We start from the raw sequence: 21,083 nt of genomic DNA, 5'->3' as shown, positions 1-21,083 counted from the left end.
TTTTGTTGTATTTTGGAAACAGACTTGCAGGCTATATCGTTCATTGCAGAATGCTGTTTTGGGGCATTCTTTTCAAAAATTATATCTTTACCCGGAAACTGAGATGCCTGTGAAAATATTACACATCAATCAAAGTGATGAAACCGGAGGTGCAGCAGTAGCCGCTGTCAGATTGCTGGAAGCACTTAGGAATCATGGTGCAGAAGCTGAAATGCTGGTTTTGGAAGGCGGCAGTGACGATTCGGCAATTCACTCGATGGTTAAGAATAAGTGGAGCCGTATTTTGCGCAAGGTTAAATTTGCTGCAGAAGTTTTTTCGTTTGTGCCTTTTGAGAAAAACAGCCGGCAGAGGTTTGCATTCTCATCCGGCCGGTTTGGCTACGATATCAGCGAAAACCCTTTGGTGAAGCAGGCTGATGTGCTTCATCTCCACTGGATAAATCAGGGTTTTTTGTCACTTAACGATCTGAATAAACTAATTCATACCGGAAAGCCTATTGTGTGGACGCTTCACGATACCTGGGCTTTTACAGGAGGGTGCCATTACCCCGGCACGTGTGGTGGATTTACCTCAACTTGTGGTAACTGCCCCTTGCTGAAATCGCCTGGATCCAACGATTTGTCTGCGCTACAGCATTTGCGCAAGGAAAAGATGTATGCCAATGCTTCCATTACGTTTGTTGGTTGCAGTAACTGGATGAAGCAGATGGCGGATCGTAGTTCTTTGGTCAGAAAGGATCTCAAACATTCGGTCAGGCATGTTTTTAATACGATTGATACGGAACTTTTTAAACCGGCTGATAAAGGAAAAGTAAGAGCAGAACTTGGGTTGCCGGTGGATAAAAAGCTTTTGTTGTTTGGTGCTGCCAATACCACCGATCCGCGAAAAGGAACCATTCATCTTTTGAGAGCTTTGAAGCACTTGAATGCCAGGGATCCTAATCTTAAGAATGAACTTGAGTTGATGGCTTTCGGTAAAAATATTGATGCTTTTGCTCACGAGCTTCCGTTTGTGATGCACCCTTTTCATACCGTAAAAAGTCAGGAACGCATGGTGCATCTTTATCAGGCGGCTGATTTATTTGTTTTGCCTTCCATGCAAGATAATTTGCCAAACACTGTGGTTGAGTCCATGTCTGCCGGCGTGCCAGTTGTTGGCTTTGACATTGGCGGTGTACCTGAAATGATAATGCATCAGGAGAATGGTTTTCTGACAGCACCCGGCGAATGGAAAGATCTGGCAGAAGGTATTATTTATGTACTTGGCAATGGGACTGTCCTGGGTGAGAATGCGCGAAAATTTGCTGAAAGTCATTTTGCTCCTGATGCAGTGGCCCGAAAATATGTGGATATTTACCAATCTGTGGCAGGGGGTTAGGTCGATGGATGGGGAATCGGGTTTCTCAGAATTCTCTCTGGATAGAGAAAAACCAAATCCTTTAGATTTGTAATGTTTATCATCTGCTTTGCGATCAGGAAAGGTTGAGTATAGGGAAGGCGGGTTTTTTGCGATTGGCGATCACTAACGACTAATTAGCCCGTCTATAAAGTCGGCTTTGAAACTGTGTAGTCATGTGTCTGGTCAGAAAGTTCCGGTTGTAAAGTCTGCCCCGATTTTTCTTCGGGGGCCTGCGAAGCTTCCAAAAACGGAGTCCCGATCCTTCGGGATGAATATTTTGGGAGCAAGCGTAACAACGCAAATGGTACTTTATGGACAGAAACTAATTAAAACTTTCATCTAAGTAAAGTCATAAACCATTTAAAATGTGTTTTTTGTAATTTTATTAGTTTTTTAAATATGCCGCAAAAAAAATCAAAATTTCTAATATTCGAAAGTTTCCAGCTTCTAACTTCCAGCCTCCAGCTTCCGGCTTCCGCGCGGCTGGGCTACTTTTATCTCAAAATCTAATTGTCTCAATATCTTTTGAATGGATTATCCTAAAATAAGCATCATAACAGTCGTCTTTAACGATGCCCGGAATTTGTCTTCCACCATCCAAAGTGTGAAGGGACTGTCATATCCTAATGTGGAGTATATTGTGGTAGATGGTGATAGCACTGATGGTTCAGTGGAAATAATCAAAGAAAATGCGGAGCTCATCAGCCAATGGATTTCTGAACCCGACCATGGTCTCTATGATGCCATGAATAAAGGATTGGATATGGCCTCGGGAGAGTACGTGTGGTTTATAAATGCCGGTGATGAGCCGGGAGCTCCCGGTGTTTTGGAAAAAATCTTTGGTAAGGGCGAAAAGGCTGATATATATTACGGCGAAACCATGCTGATTGATGATGAGGGAAATGAAATCGGATTGCGTCGTTTGTCTCCTCCGGAAAACTTAAATTGGCGCCATTTCAGGCATGGAATGCTGGTTGGCCATCAATCATTCATTCCGGCCCGGGAAGTGGTCAAAAAGTACGATTTACGCTTCAAATTTTCAGCTGATTTTGATTGGTGTCTTTATGCTTTGAGAAATGCATCTAATATTCGGAATACACACATGGTACTTTCGCATTTCAGAGAGGGAGGATTGACAAAGCAGAATATAATTCCCGGCTTAAAGGAGCGGTTTCGGATAATGGTTAAGAATTTCGGATTTTTCTCAACTCTGGCTGCTCACATTATTATTGCGCCTAAGTTTTTTTACTTCTGGCTGAAGAACAAGAGATTTTGAGTAGATGGTGAGGAGGGTGAGACGGTGATAGGGTAGGAGGGTAAGATGGTATTCCCTCAATCACTCATTCTATCATTGGCATGGAGCATGGAGCCAATGGCATGGCGGGAATTTGCTCATCAGCTAAAAAAGGGTAGAAAGGTGAAGAGGTGGGATGGTTGGTGGGTGGAAGTGCATTCACTTACTCATTAGCATAGAGCGAAGAGCATAGCTGTAACTGCTCATCAGTTCGCCAATTCATCAGCTAAAGGAGGGTTAAATAGTAGGATGGTGGAATGGTGAAAAGGTGAGATGCAAAAACGGTTGGAGGCTACTTTCTCATTCTGTCATTCACTCATTCAATCATTCAATCATTCTCTCATTCTCTCTTTCCCATTCATTCTTGTTTCTCTTTTTCTGAAGGCCGGAAAATATAAACCACGCCATATTCAGAGGCTTTTTGGCGTTTTACTTCAGGTTCCGATTCATGGAAACTTGCTTCCACTTCGTTCCAGATGCTGAGAATGAGCTTATCGGCGGTTTCGCGCTCTTCGGCCACCTTATCGTGCATTTTTTGAGAAGTCTTCAGCAGGTCTTTGTGAAAATCGTAGTTTTCCAGAAATTTTTCGAATCTCATTTTTACCATGGCAATGGTCGGGTTAAAGACTCTGGAGCCACCTTGAGCCATGCGGCCTTCTTCACCACTGATTACTTTTTTGCCCCAGTCGATTAATTGCTGTTCGGTACTGATTTCGGGGATCGCTTTACTGTCTTCTTCCAGCCCGAAAAAAGATCTGACTTCCGGTTTTAACTCACCACGCGCTATTGACATATTAACGACCTGGAGAAAATGCGACAAATACATCCTGGCCATTTTGAAGTGCTCAGACAACGATTTCCCAAACTTTGCCTGTCTGTCACGACTAAACTGATACTGTTGGATGACCTGCTCATATTGTGGCACAAAAGCTTTGATGTCGAAGAGCAGTTTTTGAGAGAAAGCCAACTCCATGGGAGCAAGCTGGGCGCCTTTGTTTTGCGCTGTTTTGAGTGCCCTAAGACGGGCTTGATCAGTGTTGGGAAGTCGTCTGTATGGCATGTTCTTTGTTTTTTCTTTGGCTTTGAAGTTAGAAAAAAGATTAAGCAATTACAAGCTAAACAGATAATTGAGGGGTGTAATAGAAAAAACCGCTTTTCTTTCTGTCCTGTATGACAGTGAAAAGCGGTTTTTTTAATTTTATGTGAATTTATTTTAGTGTCATGTCAAGTGTAGGATGTCGGTTAGGCCGTCGCTATTTTTCACCTTGTGCAAATCAATAAAAAAGTAAGCATAGCCTTAGCTACGTGAATCTTTTTTTTGAGAAGTACAAGTTAGAAAGAGCAAGGCTTGGGCCGTCAGATTATACTTGACTTGACACTAGTCCTGTGCTTTTGCGCTTAGGAATTCACGGTTCAGACGGGCTATGTTGGCCAGCGAAATACCTTTTGGGCATTCCACTTCACAAGCACCGGTGTTAGTACAGTTTCCAAAGCCGAGTTCGTCCATCTTGGCTACCATATTTTTAGCGCGACGGGCTCCTTCAACCTTTCCTTGAGGCAAAAGGGCCAGCTGGCTTACTTTGGCTGATACAAACAACATGGCTGATCCGTTCTTACAAGCAGCTACACAGGCGCCACATCCAATACATGATGCAGCATCCATGGCTTCATCTGCATTTGGCTTAGGAATTGGCAATGCATTGGCATCTGGCACACCTCCGGTGTTTACAGAAACATAACCACCGGCTGCTATGATTTTGTCAAATGCGCCACGGTCAACGATGAGGTCTTTTATCACCGGGAAACCTGCAGAGCGCCAGGGCTCGATGGTGATGGTCTGGCCATCTTTGAACTTACGCATGTGCAACTGACAAGTGGTAACATCATCGTCGGGTCCGTGTGGACGTCCGTTGATGTAAAGCGAACACATTCCGCAAATACCTTCGCGGCAGTCGTGGTCAAATGCCACAGGCTCTTCGCCTTTGTTGATCAATTGCTCATTCAGGATGTCTAGCATCTCAAGAAATGAACTGTCTGTAGAGATATTTTTGAGCTCAAAAGTTTCAAACCGGCCTTTGGCTTTGGGGCCTGCCTGACGCCAAACTTTGAGTTTAATATTTATCGTGTTTTCCATGATATAACTCCATTAAAATTAAACACCCCGATTATTTGTAGTTACGCTGAACAAGTTTCACCACGTCGAATGTCAACTCTTCTTTATTAAGTTCAGGCTCCTGATCTTCTCCTTTGTAGGCCCAGCAACCGGAATAGGCAAACTTGTCGTCCTGCCTGAGGGCTTCACCCTCTTCGGTCTGGTACTCTTCGCGGAAGTGACCTCCACATGATTCCTCACGGTGCAGTGCATCGCGGGCCATGAGTTCGCCAATTTCAATAAAATCGGCCAAACGACTGGCTTTCTCCAATTCAACATTCATTCCCCCGGTAGATCCCGGGATGCGAACATTGCTCCAGAATTCTTTCTTGATGGCCTGAATTTTCTCGATGGCCTCTTGCAGGCCTTCTTTGTTACGGGCCATACCAACGAAGTCCCACATTACCAGTCCGAGTTCTTTGTGAAGACTGTCCACTGATTTTTCACCATTGATGCTCATCAGTTTTTCGAAACGTCCTTTGGCGGCGTTTTCAGCTTCTTCAAATTCTTTTTCCTCAGTAGTCATGCGAGGTGTTGCAATATCGTCAGCAAGGTAGTTCTGAATGGTGTATGGCAATACGAAATAACCATCAGCCAATCCCTGCATCAAAGCAGATGCTCCAAGACGGTTGGCACCGTGATCAGAGAAGTTTGCTTCTCCTGCAGCAAATAAACCGGGAACGGAAGTTTGCAGTTCGTAATCTACCCAGATTCCACCCATGGTATAGTGGATTGCAGGATAAATCATCATTGGTGTTTCGTATGGATTGTCATCGACAATCTTTTCGTACATCTGGAATAGGTTTCCATACCGGGCTTCGATAGCGTCGCGCCCCAGGCGGTCGATGGCTGATTTGAAATCGAGATACACAGCCAGTCCGGTAGTTCCAACACCAAAGCCTGCATCGCAACGTTCTTTTGCAGCACGTGAAGCTACGTCACGGGGCACGAGGTTACCAAATGCCGGGTAACGACGCTCCAGATAGTAATCGCGATCTTCTTCGGCAATTTCGGTAGGCTTAAGTTTGCCGGCGCGAATAGCTTCGGCATCTTCTTTCTTTTTGGGCACCCATATGCGTCCGTCGTTACGAAGAGACTCCGACATCAGCGTAAGCTTACTCTGGAACTCGCCATGAACGGGGATACAAGTGGGGTGGATCTGAGCAAAACAGGGGTTGGCAAACATGGCGCCTTTTTTATAGGCTTTCATGGCTGCTGATCCGTTTGAACCCATTGCGTTGGTTGAAAGGAAGAACGTGTTTCCGTATCCGCCGGTTGCCAGTACCACAGCGTGGGCGAAGTGACGCTCAAGTTTTCCGGTTACCAGGTTGCGTGAGATAATACCCCGGGCTTTTCCGTCAACCATTACGATTTCAACCATCTCGTTGCGGGTATGCAACTCAACATTGCCTTCGTTTACCTGGCGCATAAGAGCCTGGTATGCGCCGAGCAATAACTGCTGACCGGTTTGTCCTTTGGCATAAAAAGTACGGCTTACCTGCGCACCACCAAACGAACGGTTGTCGAGCAAACCACCATATTCGCGGGCAAAAGGCACTCCCTGAGCAACACACTGGTCAATAATACTGTTACTAACCTCGGCCAAACGATGAACGTTGGCCTCACGTGCACGATAATCGCCACCTTTTACAGTGTCGTAAAACAAACGGTAAATTGAGTCACCATCATTTGGGTAGTTTTTAGCAGCATTGATACCACCTTGCGCTGCAATAGAGTGTGCACGACGTGGTGAATCCTGAATGGTGAATGTTTTTACATTGAATCCCATTTCACCAAATGAGGCAGCAGCAGAAGCACCGGCCAATCCGGTTCCTACAACAATGATGTCAAGCTTTCTTTTGTTTGCGGGGTTAACCAGTTTCTGGTTATTTTTATAGTTTTTCCACTTATCGGCCAATGGGCCTTCGGGAATTTTTGCATCTATTTTTACCATAATCTCTCCGGTTTTAAAAATTAGCCTTGATAGAAAAAGTATTGAAGAACGGCGATCAGAGAAAAGCCAAGACCCATTAACCAGGCAAAAATGTTACCCAGAACTGTCAGGCGCTTTCTCCAGATTTCGTTGCTGAAACCAATGGTTTGAAAGGCTGACCAGAAACCATGAGAAAGGTGGATGGCCAGGCCAATGGCTCCAATCACGTAAACCACTACAATCCAGAGGTAACTGAAAGTAGTATTTACCAGGGCATATGCATTTTCTACTTCAGTTTCTACGCCCCCGATACTGATCGTCGTGTGGTCCAAAAGAGGATCTCCGGTGAGTTTCATTTTTACCCAAAACTGGGCAATGTGAAGTACCAAAAAGGCGCCTACGGTAATTCCTAAAACCAACATATTCTGAGAGGCCCAGGTTACGCCTGTGGTCTTTTTACCTGATGCATAGCGGGCATTTCCGCGGGCTCTGCGGTTTTCAATGGTCAGTTTTACGCCCCACAAAATGTGGACTAGAAAACCAATTGCCAATAGCGGCTCAATGAGTCGGATGGCCGGCGTGGTTGCCATGAAATGGGCACCTGCATTGAAAAATTCGCCTCCGTCAGGAATCAGAAGAAATGAGTTCACGGTAAGGTGAACTACAAGGAACATAATTAGAAAAAGTCCTGATAAGCTCATCAGCAACTTCTTCCCAATAGAAGAACCAAGTGTACTGCTCATAAATCCATTATTTTTAGTTGTATCTCGAATGTGATTTTTTTAATGCCGCAAAGGTAGATGCTACGTTTTTTATTCGCTAAGAAAATTAAAGAAATTGTTCTTTATTTATAACTAGTCTAATTTGTATGCCTTGATTTCCGCCATTTCGAAGCACTATTTTACATCTATATTGTGGATTTTAACATCCACAGGAGAGTTTTTGAAGGAATGTTATGCAAAAATAGGATAATAATAGTTCTTTCTCTTTTTTTGCATACCTGTTTTACAGCATAAATTCATGAAAAAACAAAATTTCATTCATACAAGGTTCATTGAGGGTAAGGCAGGATTACCGGTTCTTTTCCTGCATGGGTTCCTGGAAACCGGGGAGGTTTGGTTAAGGTGGTTGTCTGATTATCCCCTGGTCAATCCGCTTTTTGTGCCGGATCTCCCGGGGCATGGTCAAAGCAAAGTATGGGTTGGGAAATCCGAATTTTCTGGATGGGCCAAAACGCTTTTGGAAATAATGGATCAGGAATTTTCGGATAACTGCGATTTTGCGATAGCGGGCCATTCGATGGGAGGTTATCTGGCTCTTGAAATGGCACGGCTTTATCCGGATAGAGTAAAGAAAATAGTCTTGTTTCATTCTACACCAATGCCCGATATGCCGGGCCAGACGCAATCACGACACAGACAAATTGACCTGATAGAAAAAGGTCGTCGACAGCTTTTGATAAAAGGGGTTGGGCCGGGAATGTTTGCTCCGGAAAATCGCGACAAGCTTAAAGAAACAGGAGAGAAATTATACAAACAGGCACAAAGTTGTACTTCCGAAGGAATGATCAAAACTCTTTGGACAATTATGAACCGCCCGGATTTTGTGCCTGTAATGAGAAGCAGGAGCAAAGACATATTATGGGTTACCGGTGGGAAGGATCCGTTTATGCCAATGGACCACATAGAGGCAGTGGCAAAACATTTCCCGAAAGTGAAGCATAAGCATTTCCAGGATGTAGGGCATGCCGCTTTTTTAGAAAAACCTTATGAAGCGATGGCAGTTTTCAAAAAGTTTCTGGATTAAAAAAAGAGTTTTGATTGTCAATTAAATTGCTTTGAGACAGATTGAGAGTGTTTCGATTTATCCCAAAGTTTTATATTTTTGTTCACAAATAGAGCAAAAAGCAAAAAATAAACCATTCAATACATTATTGCCATGGAAGACGAAGTTCAAATACTGATTGAAAGTACCGAGGAAAAAATGCAGAAAGCCCTTGATCATCTGGATCGTGAACTGGGGAAAATCCGTGCTGGTAAAGCCAATCCCAAAATGCTTGACGGCATCATGGTCGAATATTACGGTTCCATGACTCCGCTGCAGCAGGTAGCCAGTGTTAATACTCCCGATCCTCGTACCATTGCTATTCAGCCCTGGGAGAAAGGGATGATTGGTCCCATTGAGAAGGCTATTATGAATGCCAATCTGGGCCTCAATCCGGATAATAACGGGGAGTTGGTACGCATCAATGTTCCCCCTTTGACAGAAGAACGTCGTCAGTCACTGGTAAAGCAGGTGAAAAAAGAGGGTGAAGATGCACGTGTCAGTATTCGTAACGCCAGGCGCGATGCCAACGATGAATTGAAAAAACTTAAAAAGGATGGTCTCCCTGAAGATCTTGAAAAAGATGCTGAAGGCCAGGTTCAAAAACTTACCGATAAGTTTGTTAAGAACGTGGAAGAAATGCTTTCAAAGAAAGAAGAGGACATCATGACTGTTTAATTCCGTTGTTTTTGAATTATATCAAAAGCGTCTGTTCATAACAGGCGCTTTTTTTTTGTGCATTTTAAAGTGACAATACTCCGTTGAATTTTTGCAAAAGACTGTAAATCAATTTTTGGAGTCATACACATGATTGTTTCAAAGCTCTGGTTATTGGTAATATATGGTTCCTCTTAAATCTTGTTTCTAAAAATCTATTGATGTGAAGTACTCCTTTGTTGCCTTGCAAGGCCATTGTATTCAGCAACTTGTTTTTCAATGCAATCTGTTTTAGAATTTTTCATTCAGCCTTTTCTCAACTTGTTTTCCGGTCTCTTCTATTCGTTTGCTGGTTTCGATCTCCAACAAGCTGATCTCACTTTTGTTTTGTTCGTAAATGTTTTCCAGTCCATGAATGATTACTTTAACGCTGTTCATTACCTGTTTGGATCTTGAGAGGGTTGCTTTTATTTTATCTGCATAAATCCAGTCTTTAATTGTGTTTTCAATGAAAGCGTTAAAAAGACCCTGCAAATTATCCCCATGCAAAACCAAGTTGCGGTTCTCCAAAAAAGGGAGGGCCAGAATGCAAAAACACTCTATATAAGCGCTGGCTAATGGCATTTGATCCAAAGCCTTGTCAATTTCTGAAGGGGGTATTTGATTGTAATCTGCCTTTTTAGAAGCAACCAGTTCCCAGGAGCCCCAGTTTTCTTCCTGAGTTAAGTTCTTTATGGTGGTTTGAAGGTGCTTTTCGGCAGTTTGTCCAACATTTAAAGCCCGTTCAAGTTCAATGCTTTTTGCTTTTGCCTGCGACAAACGATCAATGAATTGAAGCATGCTTAAAACGTCATGACTGTAATACTTGTCTTTGGTGCTGTTCTTGATTTTTTTTATCAGAAGTTCCAGGCTTGTTACTTCCCGGCCTGGCTTTAATTTGGACTTGTTGGCTGTTATTTCTTTTGTATAAACAGCGGTGCAATGATCAATGTGGGTGCTTGTGAGGATGTTGCGGATGAAATTGCTCCTGGCAGAGTCTTTTTCGTTTTCCTGTTTTTTGAAGACATTAAAAAAGAGAGATCTAAGGGAAATGGATTTAATTACTTTCGAGGAAGAGACCTGGGGAATTGATGTTTTCGACAAATTCGATTCGGCCTTTTTCTTTAATCGGTGATTGACTTTTTCTTGTTTTTCAAGTGTTTCAACATAATTTCTCAATACTTTTTGCTGACGAACCTCTTTAGTGGCCTCAGTAATTTGTTCTGCTATCCCCTGGAACATAATCTTTTGGTGTTTAGGTTGATTTCTGGTCAATGATAAAAATGGTCATTTTGCATATGGTCAGGCAGGTTGGGGCAATCAGCCAGCCATTGTAAAAGTTAAACCTTAAATATAATCAATTGATGGGATAATTTTACAATATGATGCAGTTTTATTAGAGATCAAATGGTTTTATTATGATTCAGTGATCTGTTTTAAAGTCAATATTTCGTTGGATTTTTGTAAAAGTACAAAAAAACGATTGTTTTCAGTAAAAGGAATGTTTGGGTCAATGGACAGGTTATCAGTTCTGTAAGACTTATCCTGGCTCTGGTTTAATAAGAAAATTTTCATTCATGTGGTTTATCTTTAATGAGATTTTGTGCTGCCATTAAAATGATAAAACACCCTGAATATATCTTTGGATCTGTTTATTGGGTTATACCCATTATAAGTTCATTCACTAGATTGAACGCTCTTGCTTTTTTAAGGAAAAAAAACGGGTGGTAAAGGCAATCATTGCAACTGATCCGATGAACAACCAGGTCAACGGAAGTTGCTCAGTTTCGGGGCTTAACGGGTTTATCTCAGGATTGGTATGGCGGTAATAATAAAATACAATAAGGGAAAGAAAGTTATTGGCAAAATGGCCGGCTATTGGATACCATAAATTATGGCCCCAAACCATCAGGTAGCCAAGAGCAATTCCAAGAAAAAACCGGGGAAGAAAGGTGAAAAACTGGAGGTGGATGGCGCTGAAAAGAAAAGCGGTAATAAGTATGGCCAAATGCTTGTTCTTCAGCCATTCGCGAAAAATGGGCTGTAACACCCCTCTGAACAACATTTCTTCACCTAATGCCGGCAAAATGGCGATCATTAGAATGTTAATGAAGAGGAGTGCGCTGTTATCGGTATCCAGAAATCGATAAATGATATCCCTTGCACTATCTTCAGACTGTTGCATCCATTGTTCCATACCTGCCAAAAAATCCGGCATTTGCATGGAGCTGTTCCATACACCCAGATAGCTCACCAAAGGCTGGGCCGAGATAATGATCAGCAAACTGAGAACAATTAATCCGGAGTTTGCCCGGACCAAAGCCAGGCCTTTGGTCATATGCCCCCAAAAGAGAAAACCAGCTAGTAGTGAGGGAATAATAAATACACTAAAACTCTGCACAATCTGGAAATAGCGCATCATGTCAATTGACAGGGACATCGATTGAGCATCTGTCAATGAGACGTTTTCCATGAAAGGAAACGCAGCAAGGAAGGCTAAAAGGGAGAAAATAGCAAAACTGGTAAAAACAAGCAGAAAGAAAAGTACGAGTTTGGTAAAACCTCCCTGATGGCTCCACATGGCTTTCATGAATGTTGGTTTTAGATAAATAGTAGTTAAAAGTGGATAGTTATAGTTCACAGTGTGGTAGTTCCGCTTTTGGGATCACTAAGCATCCGCAAACTGTTTAGTCTTTGCAAGAAAACTCCGATAACTGCGTTACGCTCATCTTACTTGCCAGTCATTTGCAGAAGTAAACTCCTGACAATTAAGACTCGCAAGCCTTGTTCTCGAAGTTTTCTTATCAAAGCCTTCGAAAAAAAGAGGGTTTTCTTGCAGGCACTATTTACTAAAAACTATAACTATTCACTATATTCTTTACTCAGCAATAATAAGGAAGTAATTCTTTTTTCCTTTCTGAATTAACAAATATTTATCGTTCAGAAGATCAGAGATGTTTACCTGCTTGTCATCAGCCGTTACTTTCTCTTTATTAAGCCCCAGACCACCACCTTTGATGGTTCTTCTGGCTTCACCTTTTGATGGCAGCGCAGCCGTCTTTTCGGCTACTAGATCAAGGATGCCAATGCCGGCGGAAAGTTCCTCTCTGGAGATGTTGAACGTTGGTACTCCGTCAAAAACAGCCAAGAGGGTCTTCTCATCCAGTTTCCGCAAGGTGTTGGTGACCCCTTTTCCAAACAAGATTTGAGAGGCTTCAATGGCCGTTTCCAAAGCTTCTTTGCCGTGCACCAGCTCCGTGACAATTTCAGCCAGTCGTTTTTGAAGTTTTCGCTGATGAGGTGCTTCCTGATGTTCGGCCACCAATGCTTCAACTTCCTCACGCTGCAGGAGGGTGAAAATTTTGATGTACTTTTCAGCATCGGTATCAGATGTATTGAGCCAAAACTGGTAAAACGCATAAGGACTGGTGCGTTCCGGGTCGAGCCATACATTGCCCGATTCGGTTTTTCCGAATTTTCCGCCATCGGCTTTGGTGATTAGCGGACAGGTAAGGGCAAATGCTTCACCAGCTGTTTTGCGACGAATAAGCTCAGTTCCGGTGGTGATATTTCCCCACTGGTCCGAACCGCCCATTTGCAATTTACAATTGTGGCTTTCGTAAAGTTTCAGGAAATCATATCCCTGTACCAGCTGATAGGTGAATTCGGTAAAAGACAGACCGTCGCGGGAATCTCCTGAAAGGCGCTTTTTTACCGAATCTTTGGCCATCATGTAATTGACGGTAATGTGCTTTCCTACATCCCTGATGAATTCGAGAAAGGAAAATTCTTTCATCCAGTCGTAATTATTGACCAGCTTAGCTGCATTAGGTTTATCCGAATAAAAATCAAGAAACCTGGCCAATTGCTCTTTCAAAGCATCCTGATTGTGTCTCAGTGTTTTTTCATCCAAAAGATTACGCTCCTGAGATTTGCCTGATGGATCACCAATCATTCCGGTAGCTCCCCCAATTAGTGCCAGTGGTCTGTGACCCGCATTCTGGAAATGGCGAAGCATCATAACCCCCACCAGGTGACCAATATGAAGCGAATCGGCTGTAGGGTCAATTCCTACATATGCTGTGGTCATCTCTTTCTCAAGTTGCTCCCCGGTTCCGGGCATTATGTCGTGGATCATTCCACGCCATTTTAATTCTTCTACGAAATTCATAGTCCTATTTTAAGCTTTTTATTTTCGGTTTTGATATTGTTATTAATGCAGGGAAAAGGTTTCTTTTCAGGCACAAACAATTTCAATGTTTTTCTATACATGCCGGGCTGTATGCGCTTTTCCATTTAAATGGCTGCAAAAATACAAATAAAAGAGCAGTCTGCCTCAACTCAGGCAAAACCGTTACAGGACTGCCTTCCTCCTTTCCGGGAGCAAATAATTGATCCAGGTCTTTTTCAAAAAAATCGAATATCATTGGAGCGGCATTTTTTACCGGCGGGTAAAGTTTTGATCTTTGCTGTTCCCCGGGTGGAACAATTGATTTCTCCAGTCCGAACACTTCCAGTCCGAGTAAAATAATACTAATCAGGAAACCTGCCTTGATAATGCCAAACACCAGGCCCAATAACTTGTTAAATATTCCCAGGGCTACGGCATTGATAAGTGTGTGCAGCAGGTTGGCCAGAAGATGAATCACCACTACCACCAATACAAAAGTGAGCAGGAATGCAATGATGCCCATGTGCCGGGAGAAAAAGAATCCGGAGAGGAAATCTGCCATTACGTCGGAAAACTGGACAGCGAAAATAATCCCCAGAAGAAGTGCTGCCAGGCCGGCCAGCTCTTTAATAAATCCGTTTTTCAAACCCTTCAGGGCGGCCAGTATCAATAAGATACCTGCAATGATGTCGAAATAGCTCATGGTTTTTGATTTGTCCCCCTAAAGGGCTTGAATGGTTGCAGCAAAATTATTTATATTTACATCCTAAACAAAAAAACAACGTTTTTATGCCAATAATACCAAGCATTGTTGGACTCTTCAACGCCAGGCGCTTGTCGCAGATCGATCTTTTCCGAAAAGCTCCGATGGAAGTACAGGAATCAACGTTCTTTTCGTTGGTGGAGCAAGCTCAAAATACCGAGTGGGGAAAGGATCATGATTATTCAAATATAAGAACCATTTATCAGTTTCAGCAAAGGGTGCCCGTTCAGGGATATGAAGGGTTTGAGCCTTATATCGAGAGATTACGCCAGGGGGAGAAAGATGTTTTATGGCCCGGGGTAACCAAGTGGTTCGCCAAGTCATCGGGAACCACTTCGTCCAAAAGTAAGTTTATTCCGGTGACTAAAGATGCTCTGGAAGATTGTCACTTTAGAGGGGGCCGAGATGTCATGGCGTTATACAATGACAACTATCCCGGTAATGAGGTTTTTACCGGAAAAACACTGACCCTGGGCGGCAGTCATCAGATCAATAATTTCAGCAACGATTCATACTACGGTGATCTTTCCGCCATTTTAATTGAGAACCTGCCTTTCTGGACACAGTTTTTGAAAACTCCCGGTCCCGACGTGGCTTTGATGGAAGAATGGGAAGAGAAACTGGAAAAGATGACCGAAGTGACAACAAGGGAAAATGTGACTTCCCTGGCCGGTGTTCCATCGTGGTTCCTTGTATTGATTAAGCATATACTGAAAACCACCGGGAAGAAGAATCTGCTGGAAATCTGGCCCAATCTGGAACTGTTCATTCACGGAGGGATTAATTTCACGCCTTACCGCCAACAGTATAAGGAGTTGATACCTACAGATAAGATGCATTACATGGAAACCTATAATGCTTCTGAAGGGTTCTTTGGCATACAGGACGATCCATCGGATAGTTCAATGCTGTTAATGCTGGATTACAACGTGTTTTATGAGTTTGTGCCCATGGGTGAATTGGGCAAAGATTATCCAAAGGCGCTGACCCTTGATGAAATTGAGCTGAATAAGGATTATGCCATCGTTATTACCACCAATGGCGGTTTGTGGAGATATATGATTGGAGATACAGTTCGGTTTACCCGGCGTTATCCGTTCAAGTTTATTATTTCGGGGCGTACCAAGCATTTTATTAATGCTTTTGGAGAGGAAGTCATCATTGATAACGCCACAAAAGCGCTTGATGCTGCCTGTAATGGCACCGGAGCTGTTATTAAAGAATACACCGCCGGCCCATTGTACATGAGTACCGGTAGCAAAGGGGCTCATCAATGGATCATAGAATTTGAAAAAGATCCCGGTTCTGTTGATAAATTCCGTGAGGTTCTGGACAAAGCACTTCAGGATGTAAACAGTGATTATGAAGCCAAGCGATACAAAGGCATCACCCTGGATCCGCCGGATTTGGTTGTAGCAAGGAAAGGCCTGTTTTTTGACTGGATGAAGTCTCGAAACAAACTGGGAGGTCAGAATAAGGTTCCCCGTTTGTCAAATAACAGGAAATATTTGGACGATCTTTTGAAAATGAATAAATAAGCCCTTTTATGCATATCGCCATTGCAGGAAATATAGGTTCAGGAAAAACCACCCTGGCCGGATTGCTGGGCCGTCATTACGGGTGGGCCGTTCATTATGAGGATGTGGAGGAAAATCCTTATCTGTCCGATTTTTACAACGATATGCGGCGGTGGTCGTTCAATCTTCAGGTATATTTCCTTAAAAGCAGGTTTGGACAGATTGTCAAAATCCGCGAAGGTGACAAGAGTGTCATTCAGGATCGCACCATTTATGAGGATTCCGTGATTTTTGCTGCCAACCTTTTCGACATGGGACTGATGAGTCCGCGTGACTTTGAAAACTATACGGGACTATTCAATCTCATGAGCAGCCTCATTGCCCCGCCCGACCTTTTAATCTATCTGAGAGCATCAGTGCCCACATTGGTCAGGCAAATAGAAATGCGAGGACGGCCTTATGAGTCCTCCATTCGTCTGGATTACCTGCGACGGCTTAATGAACGATACGAGGGTTGGATCAGGGGATACCAGGAGAGTAATCTGCTGATTGTAGACGTGGATAAAAACGACTTCATCAAAGACAAAAGCAATCTGAGTGCTGTTATTGATAAGGTGGATGGTAAAATTCACGGATTGTTTTGATGAATCTTTATCGACCAATTTCCTGCCCTTCCAGGTAGACTTTCTCAGGCAGCCAGTCTTCTCCCAGCACTACGATGTTGGCCAGCATACCTTTGCCCAGTCGTCCAATCATATCGGTAGCGCCAATTACTGAAGCAGGGGTGAAGGTGGCCATTCGCAATACATCGGTTTCCGGAATTCCTGCCTGTGTGATGCAATACTGCACAGCCTGAGCCATGGAAATGGAAGATCCCGCGAGTTTGCCTTCCTGGTTGTAACAAATGCCATCCTTCATTTTAAAGGTAGTAGGGCCAAAATAAACAGCACCATCTTTTTGTCCCAGGAAAGTAGCGTCAGAAACCAGAAATAATCGTTCTCCCATGATTTTATGGGCCAGTCTGATGGCAGCAGGGTGAACGTGATGACCATCGGCAATGACACCTGCTCTGGCCCCCTGGTGCTCAAAAATGGCAGTGATGATGCCCGGCTCCCGACCTGAGAGGGGCGGCATGGTGTTGAACAAATGAGTGGCCATTTGTCCGCCATGGTCGAAAAAAGACATGGCTGTTTCGTAGGAAGCTGTAGAATGACCAGCGGAAAGAATCCACCCTGTTTCCAGAAGGATGTCAAGATTCCCCGAGGTGAATAATTCCGGAGAGACAGTCATAGCGCGAACCACGTCCATTCCCTCATCAATAATTTGTTTTAGCAGCTCCGGGGATGGGGGTTGAAGCCATGGTTCATGGTGAGCCCCCTTTTTCGAGGGGTTCAGAAACGGGCCTTCAAGATGAACTCCTGCCAGAGAGGATTGGTCCGTTGCCATCATTTTCCTGATGGTTTCGAGGGCTTCTCTTCTGGTATCTGTGGCCGAACTGGTAATGGTCAACAGCATAGAAGTTGTGCCGTGCTTAATATGGGCATCCAGAATTTGTCTGAACGATTTCTCAGATGGATCCAGGGATGCATATTTTCCGCCTCCTCCGTTTACCTGCAAGTCGATGTAACCGGGTGCGATGACTTTGCCTTTAAGATCTACCGATGGAAGATGTGTCGGGGGATGAGGCGTGACAGCAATAATATGTGGTGGCCGAATTACTACAGAAAAGCCCTGTGACAAAAAAGAGCGTCCGTCAAAAATACGCCCGTTTTTCAATATGAATGCTGGTAACATGGTTAAAGATTTTTGTTTTGTTAAGATAGCAAATGTTTTAACAATATGCGAATGTCCTCCACCGAAGCAATGATTGAAGACCCGAAGGGATCAGCCCCGGGAATTATTGTTCTCAATTAACATCACCAAGGCTTTGAATCCTGCCCCCAAAATCAGGAACAGATTCAGGAATGCAATCAAAAAGGCCGATTGCGTAATGAAACTTTCTCTAAATCCATCATCCAGGATGCTGATCAGAACAGGGTAGAAAATAATGAATACAAGAGTGGAAAGAAGCCATTTTGAGCGTTTTTTTGAAAAGAAGATGTGTTGGAGTACCAGGTAGCCAAAGTAGAAGGGTACAACCAGGCAAAGGGTAGTACTGAAAGCACCGGTGTACAAATCCGGATCGGAATAAGGGCTGTATCCCTGAGGTTTGGGAAAACCTTCGAGGGCATTGTGGATGTTGAAGAAAGTGAAAAACACCATTATCCACAGCAGCAGATGAATGATTATGAGTATTGTTTTCTTCATGATATTTGGTTTTGAAGATGATGTCGTTTTTTTTTATTTCAATAAGAGAAAGCTGTTCTTCAAACTTCCCTGAATAAAATGGCGGGTGCTTCTCTTGTTGACTGAAAACCTTAAAACAAGAGAACCCACTATTAAACCTATCCACTAAAACTAAAAACTAACCATTTAATAATCCCGCGGGTCATCTTCCACAATGGCATAGTGATAATTATCCCTCCATTCCCCTCTGATGGGCAGGATTTTTCTTCTGCGTCCTTCCCTTTTCATAGCAGCTTTTTCAAGAACCCTGACAGACCGGATGTTTGCAGTAGCAACCCCTGCTTCGATACGGTGAAGGTGCAATGTTTTAAAACCTGCCTTTATCAGGGTGATGGCTGTTTCGGTGGCGTATCCGTTTCCCCAGTGCGAAGGCAGTAGTTTGTAAAATATTTCTCCGCTTCGGAATCTGTCATTGGACAAGCTTAATCCTGCCACACCTATAAATTCGCCGGAACAATTTTTTAAAATCTTCCAGAGATATTTTGATCTGGGAATTTGGGACTGATCTTCAATCCATGGTCTTATTACATCACGGGTTTCATCTTCGTTTACCGGAATTCCTATTGTGTTGTACTCATCCACTTCGGGGAGGGAATGAAGCCTGTGAATGTCCGGAATGTCATACCACGAGACTTCGGCGAGAACTAATCGGGTTGAAATGAGGTTCATAAAAAAGGAGTTTAGCAGTGTCTCTTTTATACGAAATTGGCATTGGTCATTGAAAGCACTCAGCATCCGTTACCCGGGCTTAATAATTACATTTCCTTTTTTTTGTCCCCCGGCTACATACTCATAAGCCTCTCTTATTTGCTCAAGCGAAAACGTGCGGTCAATTAAAGGACGGAATTGGCCTTTTTGAACCAGGTCAACGATAAAATCCAGACTGGCCGGAATGTTAGATGGGAGAGGGAATTTTACTTTTTGGCCTTTCCGGAATGAGGTAATAACAGCCAGTAAGGGATTTTGAGCCCCCGGGCCCAGTTCGGATGAGATGTAAATGCCATCGGATTTAAGAATTTTTTTGCAAGCTCCAAAGGTGCTTTTTCCTACAGAATCAAAGATAAAGTCGTATTTTTCATGGTCGTTGGTAAAATCATTGGCCGTGTAATCAATGACCCGGCCGGCTCCTAATGATTCCACCAATTTTACATCATTGGTCCGGCAGGTTGCAGTAACTATAGCGCCCCGGTAATTCAGAAATTGAACGGCCGCTGAGCCAATAGCCCCGGTAGCGCCGTTGACCAATACTTTGCAGCCTTCGGTTAATGGCACTTTGTTGATGAAATTAACAGCATAATGTGCACCTTCGGAACAGGCTGCTGCTTCTTCGAACGACAGCGATTCAGGCATGTGGATTACTGGTTGGGTTTCTTTTATGGTCATGTATTCTGCCTGACTGGCCAATCCGTTGTCAGAAAATCCCAAAACGCGGTCACCTGTCTTGAATTTACTGACCTCAGAACCCACTGCTTCTGTTTCGCCGGCAAAATCGGTTCCCGGAATGGGTGAGGCAGGCTTCATCAGGCCTGTGAAAAGCCGGATGATAAAGGGTTTTCCCCAAAGAATGCCGCAATCTGTTCGGTTGACAGTAGTCGCTTTTACCCGGACAAGTATCTCATCGGGTGCCGGGTTGGGACGCTCTGTCTCCCGGATGCTTAAAACTTCCGGTGACCCATATCGGGTTCTTGTGGCTGCTTTCACCGTATTGTTGATTTTATTGGTCTGAAAAAACGCTTTGATAAAACATCCAAGCCAGATCAAAAGACTTTAAGGTAAGTTAGGGAGCGCTGAAAAACGCATATTTTATTAACTAGTCTTTGCAAGAAAACTCCGATAACTGCGTTACGCTCATCTTACTTGCCAGTCATTTACAGAAGTAAACTCCTGACAATTAAGACTCGCAAGCCTTGTTCTCGAAGTTTTCTTATCAAAGCCTTCGAAAAAAAGAGGGTTTTCTTGCAGGCACTAACTATTAAAATTTTAAATCATCTCAACAAGAACATAAGTGCAAGGTTATTTCACAATTACTCAAATTTCTTTGCACTTGAATTGATGAAAATGGCTAATCAAAAGAATAAAATTTACTTCACCGCCACAATCTCGAAGTATTTCAATACTCCTTCGATTGGGCGGCTTGTAAATTCTGCCCTTTTGACTTTTTCAGCAGCTCCTAAGTTAGATGATTTTTTCAGGTATTTCAAGCCCATTGTTTTTGAAAAAGTAAAAGCAGCCTTTCTTTTAAACCAATAGACTGTTAGATTTTTAGATGCCTGCCTGACAGCAGTCAGGTTGGATTTAAGACAAATAATACAACGCCGAAATTCTGCACATTACATCAAACAAAAGCAAGCCTGTAAGCAATCGAATAAGAGCTTTTTGGAAAGATCCGGCGGAGTATTATTAAACCGCAGGATAAGCATAATCCCCATACTTCCGGATCAAAGCGTCTCTGCGGAATTCAAAAATGGCATTGAGCTGTTTTCGGATAAGTATGGCATTGGCCATGTTGCCGATGATTCCCATTGGTGGGATATAGTGGACAATGTCAGTCATCAATACCCCGTTTTCTATTGGTTTTATGTGATGTTGATGATGCCAAAGCTTGTAAGGACCGGATCGCTGTTCGTCCACAAAAAATTCAAGGTCACGGACATGGGTAATTTCAGTCAGCCATTTGGTTTTATATCCCGCAAAAGGTTTTACCTCGTATTCCACCATCATACCCGGATACATCTTTTCAGGCAGGTTTGGGGTAATGATATCGAAACCCATATGCTCAGGGGTGATAAATTTCAGATTTCGAGGCGATGAAATAAAGTCCCATACCTCTTCCATGGAGGCATTGACTTTTTGACTGACTTCTAAACGAAAGGTTCCCATAAGTTGCTTTTGAGATGATTTAAATTCACTATTGTCCGGAAAAATAATAGTATTTTTCTTCTTGCGAAATGCAAGCCCTCTTTGAATCAAATTTATTAAACAGATTAA

The 21,083-nt window shown here is 43.2% G+C and carries 19 protein-coding genes; 6 read left to right on the top strand and 13 right to left on the bottom strand.

Going from position 1 to position 21,083, the window contains the following annotated elements; all coding sequences use genetic code 11:
- The first annotated feature begins 109 nt into the window (after window positions 1-109).
- Both DDZ16_RS09435 and DDZ16_RS09430 read left to right on the top strand, forming a co-directional pair.
- Complete coding sequence (locus DDZ16_RS09435) at window positions 110-1,378, top strand: glycosyltransferase family 4 protein (RefSeq protein WP_109264302.1); 1,269 nt, start codon at window positions 110-112, stop codon at window positions 1,376-1,378.
- Between the two features lie 550 nt (window positions 1,379-1,928).
- Entirely contained in the window at window positions 1,929-2,675 is a 747-nt protein-coding gene (locus DDZ16_RS09430) for a glycosyltransferase family 2 protein (protein WP_109264200.1), read from the top strand.
- 376 nt (window positions 2,676-3,051) lie between these two features.
- On the opposite strand, the gene DDZ16_RS09425 is transcribed toward DDZ16_RS09430, so the two are convergent.
- The 4 genes from DDZ16_RS09425 to DDZ16_RS09410 form a co-directional block, all read right to left on the bottom strand.
- Entirely contained in the window at window positions 3,052-3,753 is a 702-nt protein-coding gene (locus DDZ16_RS09425; RefSeq protein ID WP_109264199.1) for a hypothetical protein, read from the bottom strand.
- A 318-nt stretch (window positions 3,754-4,071) separates the two neighbouring features.
- Window positions 4,072-4,827, bottom strand: a complete 756-nt coding sequence (locus tag DDZ16_RS09420; RefSeq protein WP_109264198.1) for a succinate dehydrogenase/fumarate reductase iron-sulfur subunit — start codon at window positions 4,825-4,827, stop codon at window positions 4,072-4,074.
- Window positions 4,828-4,858: 31 nt separating this feature from the next.
- Window positions 4,859-6,799, bottom strand: coding sequence for a fumarate reductase/succinate dehydrogenase flavoprotein subunit (locus DDZ16_RS09415; RefSeq protein ID WP_109264197.1), 1,941 nt, complete (start codon window positions 6,797-6,799; stop codon window positions 4,859-4,861).
- A 20-nt stretch (window positions 6,800-6,819) separates the two neighbouring features.
- Complete coding sequence (locus tag DDZ16_RS09410) at window positions 6,820-7,521, bottom strand: succinate dehydrogenase cytochrome b subunit (protein WP_109264196.1); 702 nt, start codon at window positions 7,519-7,521, stop codon at window positions 6,820-6,822.
- A 277-nt stretch (window positions 7,522-7,798) separates the two neighbouring features.
- Here DDZ16_RS09410 and DDZ16_RS09405 point away from each other — a divergent pair, with 277 nt between their 5' ends.
- Window positions 7,799-8,584, top strand: a complete 786-nt coding sequence (locus tag DDZ16_RS09405) for an alpha/beta fold hydrolase (RefSeq protein WP_109264195.1) — start codon at window positions 7,799-7,801, stop codon at window positions 8,582-8,584.
- Window positions 8,585-8,716: 132 nt separating this feature from the next.
- Window positions 8,717-9,280, top strand: coding sequence for a ribosome recycling factor (frr, locus tag DDZ16_RS09400; RefSeq protein ID WP_109264194.1), 564 nt, complete (start codon window positions 8,717-8,719; stop codon window positions 9,278-9,280).
- A gap of 270 nt (window positions 9,281-9,550) precedes the next feature.
- On the opposite strand, the gene DDZ16_RS09395 is transcribed toward frr, so the two are convergent.
- From DDZ16_RS09395 to DDZ16_RS09380, 4 genes are all read right to left on the bottom strand, one after another.
- Window positions 9,551-10,540, bottom strand: coding sequence for a hypothetical protein (locus DDZ16_RS09395; protein WP_109264193.1), 990 nt, complete (start codon window positions 10,538-10,540; stop codon window positions 9,551-9,553).
- Window positions 10,541-10,982: 442 nt separating this feature from the next.
- Window positions 10,983-11,888: a CPBP family intramembrane glutamic endopeptidase gene (locus DDZ16_RS09390; protein WP_109264192.1), complete on the bottom strand. Its 906-nt coding sequence runs from the start codon at window positions 11,886-11,888 to the stop codon at window positions 10,983-10,985.
- A gap of 288 nt (window positions 11,889-12,176) precedes the next feature.
- The gene (tyrS, locus tag DDZ16_RS09385; protein WP_109264191.1) at window positions 12,177-13,469 is read right to left on the bottom strand and encodes a tyrosine--tRNA ligase; all 1,293 of its coding nucleotides are present in this window, start codon (window positions 13,467-13,469) and stop codon (window positions 12,177-12,179) included.
- Window positions 13,470-13,551: 82 nt separating this feature from the next.
- Window positions 13,552-14,172 (bottom strand): CvpA family protein, encoded by a 621-nt coding sequence (locus DDZ16_RS09380; protein ID WP_109264190.1) that lies wholly within the window; start codon window positions 14,170-14,172, stop codon window positions 13,552-13,554.
- Window positions 14,173-14,258: 86 nt separating this feature from the next.
- On the opposite strand from DDZ16_RS09380, the gene DDZ16_RS09375 reads away from it, so the two are divergent.
- On the top strand, window positions 14,259-15,770 hold the full coding sequence (locus DDZ16_RS09375; RefSeq protein ID WP_109264189.1) for a GH3 auxin-responsive promoter family protein: 1,512 nt from the start codon (window positions 14,259-14,261) through the stop codon (window positions 15,768-15,770).
- Between the two features lie 8 nt (window positions 15,771-15,778).
- Entirely contained in the window at window positions 15,779-16,393 is a 615-nt protein-coding gene (locus tag DDZ16_RS09370) for a deoxynucleoside kinase (protein WP_109264188.1), read from the top strand.
- Between the two features lie 7 nt (window positions 16,394-16,400).
- Here DDZ16_RS09370 and nagA read toward each other — a convergent pair whose 3' ends face one another.
- From nagA to DDZ16_RS09340, 5 genes are all read right to left on the bottom strand, one after another.
- Window positions 16,401-17,543 (bottom strand): N-acetylglucosamine-6-phosphate deacetylase, encoded by a 1,143-nt coding sequence (gene nagA / locus DDZ16_RS09365; RefSeq protein WP_109264187.1) that lies wholly within the window; start codon window positions 17,541-17,543, stop codon window positions 16,401-16,403.
- Window positions 17,544-17,633: 90 nt separating this feature from the next.
- Window positions 17,634-18,056 (bottom strand): hypothetical protein, encoded by a 423-nt coding sequence (locus DDZ16_RS09360; RefSeq protein WP_109264186.1) that lies wholly within the window; start codon window positions 18,054-18,056, stop codon window positions 17,634-17,636.
- A gap of 165 nt (window positions 18,057-18,221) precedes the next feature.
- The gene (locus tag DDZ16_RS09355; protein ID WP_109264301.1) at window positions 18,222-18,764 is read right to left on the bottom strand and encodes a GNAT family N-acetyltransferase; all 543 of its coding nucleotides are present in this window, start codon (window positions 18,762-18,764) and stop codon (window positions 18,222-18,224) included.
- A 69-nt stretch (window positions 18,765-18,833) separates the two neighbouring features.
- Window positions 18,834-19,796: an NAD(P)-dependent alcohol dehydrogenase gene (locus tag DDZ16_RS09350; protein WP_109264300.1), complete on the bottom strand. Its 963-nt coding sequence runs from the start codon at window positions 19,794-19,796 to the stop codon at window positions 18,834-18,836.
- A gap of 699 nt (window positions 19,797-20,495) precedes the next feature.
- On the bottom strand, window positions 20,496-20,975 hold the full coding sequence (locus tag DDZ16_RS09340; protein WP_109264184.1) for an SRPBCC family protein: 480 nt from the start codon (window positions 20,973-20,975) through the stop codon (window positions 20,496-20,498).
- Window positions 20,976-21,083: the final 108 nt, after the last annotated feature.

Origin of the sequence: Marinilabilia rubra, assembly GCF_003121985.1 — a bacterium.
In the GTDB taxonomy this organism is placed as follows: domain Bacteria; phylum Bacteroidota; class Bacteroidia; order Bacteroidales; family Marinilabiliaceae; genus Marinilabilia; species Marinilabilia rubra.
This window is presented reverse-complemented; position numbering and strand designations above follow the sequence as displayed.

Coding starts and splice junctions, on each gene's coding strand:
- DDZ16_RS09430 (WP_109264200.1), top strand. CDS start 1,929: ATGGATTATCCTAAAATAAGCATCATAACAGTCGTCTTTAACGATGCC.
- DDZ16_RS09425 (WP_109264199.1), bottom strand. CDS start 3,753: ATGCCATACAGACGACTTCCCAACACTGATCAAGCCCGTCTTAGGGCA.
- DDZ16_RS09420 (WP_109264198.1), bottom strand. CDS start 4,827: ATGGAAAACACGATAAATATTAAACTCAAAGTTTGGCGTCAGGCAGGC.
- DDZ16_RS09415 (WP_109264197.1), bottom strand. CDS start 6,799: ATGGTAAAAATAGATGCAAAAATTCCCGAAGGCCCATTGGCCGATAAG.
- DDZ16_RS09410 (WP_109264196.1), bottom strand. CDS start 7,521: ATGAGCAGTACACTTGGTTCTTCTATTGGGAAGAAGTTGCTGATGAGC.
- DDZ16_RS09405 (WP_109264195.1), top strand. CDS start 7,799: ATGAAAAAACAAAATTTCATTCATACAAGGTTCATTGAGGGTAAGGCA.
- frr (WP_109264194.1), top strand. CDS start 8,717: ATGGAAGACGAAGTTCAAATACTGATTGAAAGTACCGAGGAAAAAATG.
- DDZ16_RS09395 (WP_109264193.1), bottom strand. CDS start 10,540: ATGTTCCAGGGGATAGCAGAACAAATTACTGAGGCCACTAAAGAGGTT.
- DDZ16_RS09390 (WP_109264192.1), bottom strand. CDS start 11,888: ATGAAAGCCATGTGGAGCCATCAGGGAGGTTTTACCAAACTCGTACTT.
- tyrS (WP_109264191.1), bottom strand. CDS start 13,469: ATGAATTTCGTAGAAGAATTAAAATGGCGTGGAATGATCCACGACATA.
- DDZ16_RS09380 (WP_109264190.1), bottom strand. CDS start 14,172: ATGAGCTATTTCGACATCATTGCAGGTATCTTATTGATACTGGCCGCC.
- DDZ16_RS09375 (WP_109264189.1), top strand. CDS start 14,259: ATGCCAATAATACCAAGCATTGTTGGACTCTTCAACGCCAGGCGCTTG.
- DDZ16_RS09370 (WP_109264188.1), top strand. CDS start 15,779: ATGCATATCGCCATTGCAGGAAATATAGGTTCAGGAAAAACCACCCTG.
- nagA (WP_109264187.1), bottom strand. CDS start 17,543: ATGTTACCAGCATTCATATTGAAAAACGGGCGTATTTTTGACGGACGC.
- DDZ16_RS09360 (WP_109264186.1), bottom strand. CDS start 18,056: ATGAAGAAAACAATACTCATAATCATTCATCTGCTGCTGTGGATAATG.
- DDZ16_RS09355 (WP_109264301.1), bottom strand. CDS start 18,764: ATGAACCTCATTTCAACCCGATTAGTTCTCGCCGAAGTCTCGTGGTAT.
- DDZ16_RS09340 (WP_109264184.1), bottom strand. CDS start 20,975: ATGGGAACCTTTCGTTTAGAAGTCAGTCAAAAAGTCAATGCCTCCATG.